The organism is Vibrio neptunius (assembly GCA_019339365.1).
Taxonomy (GTDB): Bacteria; Pseudomonadota; Gammaproteobacteria; order Enterobacterales; family Vibrionaceae; genus Vibrio; species Vibrio neptunius.
In genome coordinates, this window is record CP079860.1 from 54382 (window position 1) to 67073 (window position 12692).

Consider the following 12692-nt stretch of genomic DNA (forward strand, 5'->3'; position numbering starts at 1 on the left):
TTTGCAGTGACTAATCCAGTCTTGGCCAAGCTCCCTAGTTTGAGACTCTCCCGTCGCAAGCACACTTATTCAAATATTTCGAACGAGTATGTTAATTTTCTACGATTTAATCTCACTTAATCAGCGCCTAAACTTAGTTCAAATCACCGAGGTAAACGCATACAACCGCGGAAATTTAATTTGAAATATTTGAGGAAGACACTATGAAATCTCTACTTAAAACACTGACAGAATCACAAGCAGGGTATAGCACGTTGGCACTACGTCTCCCCGTTGGCATTATTTTTATGGCCCATGGGGCACAAAAATTGTTTGGCTGGTTTGGCGGCTATGGACTGGAAGGAACAGGTCAGTGGATGGCGTCTATCGGTCTAGGACCTGGTGTGCTAATGGCATTGTTAGCGGGGAGTGCTGAGTTCTTTGGTGGTCTGTTTATTTTGCTTGGCCTATTTACCCGTCCGGCTTCCATTGCTCTTGCATTTACCATGCTTGTGGCCATTTTCTCAGTTCACTTTGAGAACGGGCTTTTCATGTCAAACAACGGCTATGAATTTGGCCTAGCGCTTATGGCGGCGAGTGTTTCGCTAACATTATCAGGTTCAGGCAAAGCCGCTATTGATCAATTTATCGCAAACAAATTCGCGTAAGACCAACCCTAGGAGGGTAATATTATGATTACAGTTAGACACTCAGATGATCGTGGTAGCGCTAGTTTTGGCTGGCTGGACAGTAAACATACGTTTTCCTTCGGTGATTACTATGATCTCAAACACATGGGCTTTTCTGCTCTACGAGTGATTAATGACGATATCGTTCAGCCAAGTGCTGGTTTTGCCACACACGGTCATCGAGATATGGAGATCATTAGCTACGTATTGGAAGGTACCATTGAGCACAAGGACAGTGAGGGCAACATTCAGACCTTACCCGTCGGTGAATTTCAGTTAATGTCCGCTGGTCGTGGGGTTTATCATAGCGAATACAATGCGTCTGAGTCAGATACCCTGCGCTTTCTACAGATCTGGATTCAACCAAACACGTTTGGCAATGAACCTGGCTACCAACAGAAAGATTTTGGTCAAGCGGAAGGTTTAACGCCTATCGCAACACCCGATGGACACGATGGTACCTTACAAATAAAGCAAGATGCCTCTCTTCATCAATTGATTTTACCTGCTGGCGAACAGATTGACTTTGAGGTCGCCCAAGGCAGAAACGTTTACCTTCATCAAGTAGAAGGACAACTGACCATAGACAATACACTTATCAACTCGGGAGATGGGGCAAAAGTTGAAGGAGTGACATCGATTTCGATAACCAATTCAAGTCACGCCCCCGCCACTGCGCTTATCTTTGATCTGCCCTAGTCACCGCGCTGCGCCTCAGGTCGAGTCTGACACTCGCTGCGGCGCGACCTTTCTTGCGCTAACGGTTACCCTAGCGCTGTTTGCGAGATAAGCTTTACCATCAGTGCTTCTCTTCGAAGCTCAAGGATATCTTCAATGATTCGTTCTTTTGCGTTGAGGCCGAAGTGCTCTGCGTAGTTCTTAATGGTGTCCACTTCATGCTTGTCCAGCTTGTACACATTGCGCTTTAAATACGCCTCAGCTTCGCTTTTGATAAATCCGTTGTTTTGCAGGTTTTTGATGATCACATCATCTAGTTCATTTAACTTTCTTGTCATTTTCTTCTGCTTCTGGCTTTAACATTCGTATATCATTCTAAAAATGCTATGGATAATATCCGTGCAGAAACATACCCATCGAGTATGACAATCAAGTGACAGCGTTCCGTAAAGCGTACAGGAAGCACATTTCGCTGTCCTTCCCGCCGCTTATAACGCTTTTAAAACCACATCAGATTGGTTTTAAGAGAGTGACTGGAGCCTATATTCTCACCACACATTTCATCGTAAGCGCTTTGGTGAACCAATGATGCGCTTTGGTACGACTGGTCTTTAAAATGTTCTTTGGCTTGGGAAAGGCTACAAAATTTGAGCGGATTTTGATTAGTATCGCGCAAAAGCATCCTATCGCCTTCGTTTACTGAATACGCTAGGTAAATACCACCTTCCAATGATTCAATTTGAAGTTCCATACCTTGTTCTCCTCTCTGGTGTTAAGTTTGTATACGAGAGAGAAAGCCATTTTGATTACCCATCATCGATTTGATTCATGAGGGCTCACGAGTCGCCTACTGACCGCAATGAATTAGTATGCAACCAAAAAAACATAAATCATCACAATTCACTTATTATTGGCTTCAACACGAATTTGTCTACTGTTCAAACTTTAATCACACAGTTTTATATTTCGGCCTTCAATACAGTATTAACAACTATATTAAAAACGAAACCATCGCCAAATGTTCCACCTTTTTAATAAAAAGCAGTGAAGAAGTTCAATTTAACTGTCTAGTGTTAGCGAATGTCAGAATTGTTTGCTGGATCAAGTTTTCCGCCAAAGATGTTGCGGAGCTATTTATAAAATGAATAATAGCCATTTGTTACACACATGTAACAAACACAACATCTATATAAATAATATTCATATAAACCATAATGCATAGGCAGGAAAAGCATGACAAAGCGTATAGCGCTTGCCAGTTTGGCAAGTATTTTTGCGGGTAGCGCTGCGGCATCCAACTTGGATGACAAAATCAACGAAGTCGTTGCACCTATCGTCAACCCATTTGTAGGCATGATCTTTTCGACCATTCCTTTCCCTTTTACAGACGTGCAGGTGCCTTGGATTGTTCTTTGGTTGGTAGTGGCTGCGAGCTTCTTTACCTTTTATCTTGGCTTTATCAACTTCCGCGGCTTCAAACACGCCGTTCAGTTGGTTTCGGGTAAATTCTCTGACCCAAAAGCCAAAGAAGATGGTGAAGTATCTCACTTCCAAGCTCTGACTACCGCTCTCTCGGGTACGGTTGGTCTTGGTAACATCGCTGGTGTCGCGGTCGCCGTCTCTATCGGTGGCGCTGGCGCAACATTCTGGATGATTCTTGCCGGTCTTCTGGGCATGTCGAGCAAGTTCGTCGAGTGTGCACTTGGTGTAAAATATCGCAACACCAACCCAGACGGTTCTGTTTCAGGTGGTCCTATGTACTACCTAAGCAAAGGTTTGGCGCAACGCGGCAACGCAGCGTTTGGTCGTACTCTAGCAGTGCTTTTCTCAGTGTTTGCTATCGGCGGTGCGCTCGGCGGCGGTAATATGTTCCAAGCAAACCAAGCCTTTAAGCAAGTCGTTGGCGTAACCGGTGGTGATGCTTCGTTCTTCGCCGATAAAGGTTGGTTGTTTGGCCTTATTCTCGCAGTCATCGTTGGTATTGTTATTATCGGTGGTATCAAATCGATTGCTAAAGTAACAGAGAAAGTGGTGCCTTTCATGGCGACCATTTACGTCGGTGCAGCCCTGATCATCATCTTAATGAACTTCGACCGTATTGATGACGCATTTGCAGCTATCTTCAACGGTGCATTCACTGGTGAAGGTATTGCTGGTGGCGTGATCGGTGTGCTTATTCAAGGTTTCAAACGTGCAGCGTTCTCGAACGAAGCCGGGGTTGGTTCGGCAGCAATTGCTCACTCAGCAGTGAAAACTAAAGAACCCATGTCAGAAGGTTTCGTTTCTCTGCTAGAACCCTTCATCGATACCGTCGTCATTTGTACCATGACAGCACTAGTTATCATCATTACTGGTTACCTTGATACCGATACTGGCCTTGCGGGTGTTGAGCTGACCTCTGCGGCATTTGGTAGCGCAATCAGCTGGTTCCCTTACATCCTTGCCATTGCTGTCGTACTGTTTGCTTTCTCTACCATGATCTCTTGGTCATACTACGGCCTTAAAGCTTGGACTTACCTATTTGGTGAGAGCAAAACCGCCGAGCTTATCTTTAAAGTGAAATTCTGTGTCTTCGTCGTGATTGGTGCAGCCATGAACTTAGGCCCAGTTATCGACTTCTCTGATGCGATGATCTTTGCCATGGCATTGGTGAACATTGTCGGTCTATACATCCTAGTTCCGGAAGTAAAGCGCGACCTAGCCGATTACCTAGAACGATTCAATGCAGGTAAAGTGTACAAAGTGCAACAACAGCAATCTCAGACAGAAGTCGCTGAACAATAAGTCAACATTAACCTCTAAGTCACTCAAGCCCGATATTTGTGCCGTTGCCATGATGGATGAATGAGCGCTTGTCAGACATATCAATCAACGTATTGCTACCGAGTACTAAACTAAAAGGAGCCTAAATGGCTCCTTTTTGCTCTCTCAGCCATAAGCATTATTCAACGTTCTTTTGATCTGGTTCATAGCCCAGCAATGATGAAGATGTTAGCTTTATGCGATCTCACTACAGAAGCCACCACTCCATGAATCACACAGAAACAAGCAACATAACCCAAGCGTCTATCCTCAAAGCAGTCACTCAAGTCGAAAGTATCCATAAAATACGACTCGATAGTTTCAAACAACACTTCCATAGTCACCGCTCGGAAGTCATCCACTCACTACAAGCGGTCACCAGTCTTTCTTCGATTGATGAAAAATATCTGCGAATTGATAAAGACTTTAACCAATTCTCCGATAAGTTAACCCACTTACTGGAAGTCTCACTGTTACTCGATTGACCAAACTAGAGCGTTCAAGATCCGTATTAGAACGATACTTGATAGCTATGGCTGGCCTGATCAAGTGTCACAACTTGGCTGAGTTCTGTTTCGTTGCTCGCCATCGGTACCCAATGAGCGTATATCTGCTGCCAGTTACTATTGACTTCCAACGTCACCGTTGACGTTCTACTTGGGTAGATAGTTGTGATACGCGAGGTCGGATCGGCAATGACCTCTCCACTATCGCTGGTAAAGGCAGCTTGTGAATAGAGATGAACCGCACCGTCACTAGAGCCGCTATAATCGACACTCAGAGTAATCACCTGACCTACATCAAACGAAAAGTCTCTAGAAGCGACAATGTCAGCAGTATTCTCTATGGGCGTACTGGTGGCAGTGACAGTGGGAGTGGTCGTCGATGCACCACCTCCAGATGACCCTGCTTCACCTCCTCCGCCTCCACCACAGCCAGTGAAACAAAGTGACGCCAGAACAGTCAAAGTCATTCGATTTAAACCCTGCATAGTACTCTCCTATTGCGCTGAAATAACACGATTCACTTGCGGAGATTTGTACCATTCTCCATCGGTTTCCCCATTACTTCCGACCCAAGTTGGGAAGCTGGTGTACGCCTTACTGATGTCCATATACTCAATCGGGTGCTGCCAGTTATCCCGGATATTTATCACCCAAGGCATATTGTTTTCAGTTACAAAACATACCCCGCCCGCGGAACGGTCATCGTGTTGATTTAACAAACTATTGTCCATGCCGCTAGTACCTGGGAATCGTTTGAAGTGGGTCTGCCACTGCATCCCCGGGAAAGAGGTAAAAAAGTCACCGTGATAGGTGTTTTTGGCCGCAAAAATAAACGCGTCATAAGGAGGGTAGCCGACAAGTTCTCGAGCAATTGGGGTCGACAGTTGAACATTGAGTTGGTACTCAAGCACGCCTGCTGCTTGTTGATCCAAACAGGTACTTTGAGTCCGATAGAACTTGCAACTGCCGGAAAAAACGCCCAGTTCATCTAAGTCATCTCTGACACTCTCAGACACGATAAGTACCGTTTCACCGTTGTCGGATTCAACGACGGTATGCCCGACCTCTACGCCGTTACGCGTCACAGTGGCGGAAGACACAGTAGAGGGATCGACATTGGGTAATTGAACGGCAAATCCGTTTGAGTAACCCGCTCCCATCGCCTGAAGCGTATAATCTATCGTAATACTTTTCAGCTCCCTGACTCCATTCAAGGTCTCTGTCACCCGGTACTGCAAGACAACATCATTAAAATCGTAATCACCCATCAATGGCCAGCGGTCTTCAAAGGCGATGGTCGCGTAACTGTCCGAACTTGGATAAACCGACGTCACTGAAATGTCTGGGTCACTATTTTGCGTCAATACTTCATATTTTGAGTCCGTGGAACCATCGGTGTTGACCCCATCCACAGCCGAAAACGGAGAGATATTTACGGTAAAAATCAGATCATTGAAATCGTTGTCACCTTGAGGTCGGCGAATGTCTTCAAAACCTAATACGAGAAATTCATTCGCCGTATCAATAAATGCCACATTATGCCTACGATGCTCTGCGGTACTCTCTGGATTCAATGATGGATAGCTATAAAATGGTGTGCCCCAATTACCGAGGCTCGAAATATTGTTGTATGAGCCGCTCCACCCCCAGCCATTGGGAATGATGAAAAACGCCAGTGTTTGCCCATCGGTCAGTTGAACACTCAAATCAATCGAGTCACCCTCCTGCATCTCGCCCTCTCGTGGTTTCGAGGTGTTTGGGAAGATAATCACATGTGTATTAATATCTTCTTTAGACGTTGGGGGGTTATTGGTATCAAAGACAAAGTACCCGAGACTATTTCGATACCCCGCGCCTTCATTGAGAAAAGTCACCGTCGCGGTAGCGTATGGCGCGCCATTCAACTGGTCATCGATATCTATGCTTGAATAGCGTTCGGGTGCAATAAAGTCGCTGTTTACCACCGTTCCTTCAGGCAGCATTGAATACACGTTCTGAAGAACATCGCTTGGTAGAGAGCCCGCAATAGAGTAGGTGTTATTTGGCTTTCCTTTGGCGGAATAATTAGATGCATCGGCACCAGACTCAAAAGTAAAGTCGCTGGTCGTTATCGCCCCTGAAACAAAAGGGATTGCGCTCGTTGCAAGGAAAATCAGGTTTTGGAGTTTCATAGAATCTGGTCCCTTATCGAGTTGAAATCACACTAATAAGGGACAGAGCAAAAATGATACCTATTATTTTTTCATTTATTAACAGTCACTTATGAAGATAGCGACCCATATTCTCATTTTGAGAATAAAGATGAATATTTATTTACCCATTAAGTTAGCTACTGCACTTAGCTTACGATGAGCGGTGAACGCTGCACGACAAGTTGCGGACTATATTGTGCATTAACTTCCTTTATATCATTGATTTAGACAAGAAAATCTAACAGCTCTTTTTCAGGCATCGGCCTAGCCAACAGAAAACCCTGAATATAGACAAACCCCATATCCAACAAGATTTGCAACTGAGTATCCGTTTCGATGCCCTCTACGACCACCATCATGTCGCGGCTTCTTGCAAGGTTGAGCATCGAATCAAGGACAGGGCGTGTACTCTGCTGCTTGTCAAGATTCTTCACGAAAACTCGATCTATCTTCATGATTTCAAAAGGAAGTTGACTAACAAAATTGAGACCAGAATACCCAGTTCCGAAATCATCAATTGCCATTCTTACCCCCATGCGACACAAAACCTGAATATGATTTTTTGCAATTTCTAGCTCTTCATCGGTGTATTCGCCATTCTCTGTGATCTCAAATACCAGCTTGTTGAGGATATGAGGATGGGCTTTTTGCAATTGCTTAACAATACGAAGCAATCTCGGCGCAATTAACGTTTTACGGCTTATGTTGATACTAATGTATTTGCCAATTAAAGCACTTTCATTGTTAGCGATAAAATCAACAACCTGATTAAAGACATAATAGGTCAAGCGATTGATCAAATTTAGCTTTTCAGCTAGAGGGATAAATATGCTCGGTGATACGAACCCTCGCTTGGGATCATTCCAACGAAGTAAAGCCTCACAACCGATTGCCTTAGCGCTATGCGCATCAACGATCGGTTGATAATAACACTCGAAATATCCTCGATTGAGCGCATCTACGAGGGCAAACTCCAGACTATTTTTTGCAATACGTCGTTTACTTGAGACAACATAACAAACGATAACAACAGTAGACACCAACAGAAACAGCCAATATTTATCAGCGATATAAGACAAGTAGTAGGCATAACCCACTTGGGATTTTACTGCAAAAGGGAAATGCTCTCCCTTGAACTCACTCACCCTGACCGAATCCGAATTCGAGGCTGTTAACATCAACCTATTGTCTACCCGTTGCCCACTGATCCAAAGTTCAAAATCAATGCGTTGAGTTGCGAGCTTCTGCGCAACTAACTCGTAAAGATAGCCCGGCGGGATCAAAATACTGACGCCGCGCTGCTGATCATCCAAAAATAACAGGCCGATCGAGTTAAGACGATTTATCGCCGCGTTAAAATAGGCGACGGTTTGATGAAGCGGTACAGATTGAAGCTCTTGATAGATATGCGGATAGAGATGGAACGATACCTTGCCTTTATTGGTCGCACAGAAGAACTGACCTCCCTGCCTAAAGACCGCCACTTCCTTTGCCATATGGGTTTCAAACACGGACTGTCGCATATCGACCAACAAGTGTTGACAACTTTCTGCTAACTTGTTGTCTTTCAATAGATAATCAAAGTCAGCTTTAATGCGATCTAAGTGTGTTTCAATGTCTCTAGCTGCTTGTTGAGTAGAAGAATCTAAGTGAAGGTTGGCACATCCGATAAGAACGAAAAGCAATACGAGATTGAATAGGCCAAGTAACCATATTGAAAATAAGTGCTTGTTAGGTACAACAACCCGATCCGACAACACTATCGCACTCATTTTTCAAACACCTTGCACTGCTCCGGTTAATATTGACATATTTATTAGAATCTAGGTTCAAGGCGCCGTAGAGTAGCGCGACACAAAGCACTAAAAATGAACATGTATTTTTGTTTATGAATCAATATTATTAATAATTTCAAAATGTAACAAAACTAAGACGCCCAGACACCCTAACATCTTGGTTACGTGATAATCGTCTCATTACCGATTGAAGCCTTCCATCAATGAGAAGCCGTAAACGTCGTTGTGTTCACGTTTACTTGAGTACATTGCGCCTTGTTTGGTTAGTGTATATGACTCTTTTACCTAAAAATTGTAGAGAATCATCAAGAGATCAGCGTAATCGTTGAATGGCTTCATTTAAGCGTTCCATAAACTCTGGGTGCTGCGCTAGGAAATGCTTAGAGATGTACAGCCCAAACTCTTTTTCTTCCTCAAGAATCACGCCATAACCGCTCAAGTTGGTATAATTATGCATGAACACAGACTCAGCCACTAAGACAGCATCGACGACTTTAAGATCCAATTTTTCGATTAAGCCGTAGATATGGGTGGCGGGAGAGGCGGTTTGATACCCCTGATTTTTTAGCCAAAAAGCCGTATTGGTATTGAGCAAACTGGTCACCTTGGCTTGGCTCTTAAACACAGGATCATGAGGGGCAAACTGTTCGACATCTTCACTGCGCACAATCCACACCCAGCGATTGCTCATCACGGGTGCCGAAAACACCGCGTACTCGTCTCGCTCTTCATTCTGTGAAGCCATAAAGAAGCCATCTGAACGCTGTTTTCTCAGCTCAGACAACGCTCTACCATGATTTGATGAAACGGTCATCGTGTACTCCACCCCTATCGATGACAAAATAGGTAGCACTTTATCTATGCCAATACCCGCAGGTTCACCCAGTTCATCGATGGTGGTATAAGGTGGAAAATCTGGAAGGAAAAAATGCATATTGTATGCTGCATAGGCTTTAACATGAGCCAAAATTAGAACCAAACCGGAGATAAGTAACGGCTTTATCATCATGGAAATTAACGATCTCTTTTTCATTTAACTAATTATAGCGAGGTAATGCCTGTTTGTGTGGCTTAGTCGTTTTGAAAACTATCACTGAAAAGACCTCTATCTTCTCGGTAGTTAATTCGACTTCCATTTTCCATACTGGATACAATAAGAATGCTCAGTGACCTCCGAACAAAAAACCATGTGCACCAAGATCAACTCAAGTCGTATCAACTAGGAAATAACTCTAGCATACATAGCGCTAGAGTTATCCCACTCTACGGAAAGGTCGAACGGTTCAGCGTGCCAACGTCTCTAAGTTTAGCTAACCGATACGCCATAGCAAACTCAAGACCTCCAGCGTTTGTGTTGCTATGATTTGATTGACCTTATCACAGTGTTATACCCGAAACTTTACCTCCGCTAACGACTTTATGTAAAGTTGCACTTTCAGGTGTGATTTCGCCAAGAAAGGAACGCTTAAACTCTGATTTTAATTGGCGGTTAGTCTTGTCCGCATACTGGTACTCAACGCACTGTTCAGGCTCACTGACTGCGCATAGATTTCCAGACGAACCAGAGACCAATGGAGTATACCCACCGTCTTGTTGATCAAAGTACGCTCGGGCATTGAAAAATGGTTCAAAGTCTAGCAACACTTCTTGAGGTGCAAAGAAATACAACGGGTCAACCTTCTTGCCGGAAATCATTGGAAAACCTTTCTGTGGTACCTCATCGAAGATTATCTCAGCATCCATCACTATGTTATTTTTTGGGGTTTTGAAAACTATGTTTCCTTTAACCAGTATTGTTGACTGTGTTGGAGCTGTAGACAACATACCCACACCAAACCCTTCACCATTCTCGTTGACTAGATGCTCACTTGCAGCATTCACTTGAATGTCGGTCCCTGAATTATTGAAAATGCCGCCATCGATTGTTACTTGCGCATTTTTGGGCAGTGAAATACCAATTGCGTTTCCAGAAAAGCCCTCAACTTGATTATTACTCAGTGTCCATCGGTGGGTATTATGATAATAATCGAGATCTAATCCTATAACTTCCGGTTCATCATTGACATAGGCTGGTAATGGATTCTCGCCGTAGTCTTCGAACCCTGTTCGTGCACCAAAGCCATAAATTTTCGAGTTTTGGATAGTTATATTGGCGCTATGATTATGTTCAAATCCAACACGGCCGATATTCCATAAAGTCGTACCATCAAATACCATGTTAAGCTGATCTTTGTACATAGGAGGTAAGTCATTCATCCATGAATTTGGATCTGTTTCTGCTGGAGAAATTTTACGATGAAACTCTGTATGGGTGTAATAAGTCTGAACACCTCTGGCGAAGTTATAAGCGGTATTGTTTTTAAAAGGACGAGGCTTTAGGTACCAGACATCCAGAACAAAGTTAGGATATGCCCGTTTCCACGCCTTCAGTTCTTGGTTCAGAACAGGAAATTCAGAGGCAGGAACATGAGCATCAATACTCCCTCTCGCCATGCCAAGCTCCTTCTCAACCAACCCTTCAGTCCAATAAACGTAAGCATGGCCACTCGCACCAGATACCACATTACCTTCGACCTTAACCCCAGTACTGTGGAACCAAAAACCGTCTCCCTGCCATGCGAAATCCTGACGGCTTTCTCTAAGGTCAACGAGGGACTGAGTGGTTTCTCCATCAAAGTATGAATTCCTTGGCCTTGGTGCAACCATGATTGGATTGCTAGGGTTAACAGTACGAATGGCAATATTTTCGATAAACGATCCTGTTTCATTGCCTGACTCAGTATTAAATGCGCCCCCCACCACACTGTAACTCACATTCCTGACAAAATTGACACGGGAAGAATGATTTACGTACCCCCAACCAGGGTCGTTATTGACCACGCACCCCTCAACATGTGCAGGAGTAGGAAGAGGGGTTTTAGGCTGAGCAGGAAATACTGAAGTGTCCAGTCCACCACGATGGAAATGAATAGAATAACGCCCTCTTGGATTGCGTAAGCCATTATTAACGGGAGAACCTGTGTTTTTGTTCGCATCCAGATCGCTGAAGTCCCAGTCGTCCAAAATAATGCTTTTATCAGTGCGACCAAGGTTGTTTGCCTCTACATAACGCATGTCTACATCCAATGTATGCATAAACATAAGGTGACCGCGCGGTTTTTGGAACTCTCCACTCAGTGCTTTGACGCTCGTATTTTCTGACGAGATAACGATGTTTCGACTTAAATTCGCTACATGTACATTTAAATCGGGTTTTTGAGATGGCGCCTTATGATCTCTGACTAATGCAGGGGTAAACGAGACAGTATCACCGTTAATATGAGTAATGGTGACAACTTCATCACGTTCGAATTCGTCCGTACTATATCGAGAAGCATTGGTGATAGGATCTGTCCCAGCGATAACCAACCGATCGCCAACTTGCCACCCATTTGGCGTTGAACTCAGTACCAACTCTGTAGCACCGGTTGACAAGTGTTTAGCTAAAGTTAACCAACTGGTTTTGCTCGCACCATACATTTTAGTCGAACCCATGAGAACAGCGCCCGGAGCGTATCGCTGAGGGTCTTCAAACTCCGAAGTCCCTCCGCGTTCTGCAAACACTAAACTCGCTGTTACTGATTTCGATATTCCGTTATTGCTTGTTCCAATCTCCAGCTGGCTATTCAACGCACCAAACAGATACTCGGTTCTCAATTCAGTATTAGAATCAGTCGCAAAATCCAGCTTACCACCACTGCCGATTGTAATAGACTTAAATTCTTCTGGAACGAGACCGTCAACGGTGACGGTAATCCCATTGGGAATCAAGACCCGGTCATCATCTATGGGCAAAACCCCGCCCCACGTCGCAGGGGACGTCCAGGGGCCTGATGAGACGGCCATGACTGTCGCCGTTCCCGCGACTTCCATTGGTGTTTTTGCATGTCCGTGCATGACATAAACACAAGCCGCGATAAAGACCAATATATTGCGTGACATTGTAAGCATGGTGCCTCCCAAACGAATTGTTCAATGTCAACCCTAGCTCGCTATAGGGTTATAGGTACT

At 44.3% G+C, this 12692-nt stretch carries 11 protein-coding genes; 4 read left to right on the plus strand and 7 right to left on the minus strand.

Annotated elements, in window-relative coordinates; translation table 11 throughout:
* Positions 1-203 precede the first annotated feature (203 nt).
* Together KW548_16810 and KW548_16815 are read left to right on the plus strand one after the other, a co-directional pair.
* On the plus strand, positions 204-647 hold the full coding sequence (locus KW548_16810; protein ID QXX08795.1) for a DoxX family protein: 444 nt from the start codon (positions 204-206) through the stop codon (positions 645-647).
* Between the two features lie 24 nt (positions 648-671).
* Entirely contained in the window at positions 672-1367 is a 696-nt protein-coding gene (locus tag KW548_16815) for a pirin family protein (GenBank protein QXX08796.1), read from the plus strand.
* 65 nt (positions 1368-1432) lie between these two features.
* On the opposite strand, the gene KW548_16820 is transcribed toward KW548_16815, so the two are convergent.
* Together KW548_16820 and KW548_16825 are read right to left on the minus strand one after the other, a co-directional pair.
* On the minus strand, positions 1433-1684 hold the full coding sequence (locus KW548_16820) for a hypothetical protein (GenBank protein ID QXX08797.1): 252 nt from the start codon (positions 1682-1684) through the stop codon (positions 1433-1435).
* A gap of 161 nt (positions 1685-1845) precedes the next feature.
* On the minus strand, positions 1846-2097 hold the full coding sequence (locus KW548_16825; protein QXX08798.1) for a Na(+)-translocating NADH-quinone reductase subunit B: 252 nt from the start codon (positions 2095-2097) through the stop codon (positions 1846-1848).
* A 482-nt stretch (positions 2098-2579) separates the two neighbouring features.
* Between KW548_16825 and KW548_16830 the strand changes: the two genes are divergently transcribed.
* A complete protein-coding gene (locus tag KW548_16830) occupies positions 2580-4130 on the plus strand; it encodes an alanine:cation symporter family protein (protein QXX08799.1) in 1551 nt (516 codons plus the stop codon).
* Between the two features lie 245 nt (positions 4131-4375).
* Positions 4376-4633 (plus strand): hypothetical protein, encoded by a 258-nt coding sequence (locus KW548_16835; GenBank protein ID QXX08800.1) that lies wholly within the window; start codon positions 4376-4378, stop codon positions 4631-4633.
* A 26-nt stretch (positions 4634-4659) separates the two neighbouring features.
* Here KW548_16835 and KW548_16840 read toward each other — a convergent pair whose 3' ends face one another.
* The 5 genes from KW548_16840 to KW548_16860 form a co-directional block, all read right to left on the minus strand.
* Positions 4660-5139 (minus strand): hypothetical protein, encoded by a 480-nt coding sequence (locus KW548_16840; protein ID QXX08801.1) that lies wholly within the window; start codon positions 5137-5139, stop codon positions 4660-4662.
* A 9-nt stretch (positions 5140-5148) separates the two neighbouring features.
* Complete coding sequence (locus tag KW548_16845) at positions 5149-6825, minus strand: LruC domain-containing protein (protein QXX08802.1); 1677 nt, start codon at positions 6823-6825, stop codon at positions 5149-5151.
* A 245-nt stretch (positions 6826-7070) separates the two neighbouring features.
* Positions 7071-8618, minus strand: a complete 1548-nt coding sequence (locus KW548_16850) for an EAL domain-containing protein (protein QXX08803.1) — start codon at positions 8616-8618, stop codon at positions 7071-7073.
* Positions 8619-8955: 337 nt separating this feature from the next.
* The gene (locus KW548_16855) at positions 8956-9651 is read right to left on the minus strand and encodes a transporter substrate-binding domain-containing protein (GenBank protein QXX08804.1); all 696 of its coding nucleotides are present in this window, start codon (positions 9649-9651) and stop codon (positions 8956-8958) included.
* A gap of 368 nt (positions 9652-10019) precedes the next feature.
* Positions 10020-12632: a G8 domain-containing protein gene (locus KW548_16860; GenBank protein ID QXX08805.1), complete on the minus strand. Its 2613-nt coding sequence runs from the start codon at positions 12630-12632 to the stop codon at positions 10020-10022.
* Between the last annotated feature and the right edge of the window lie 60 nt (positions 12633-12692).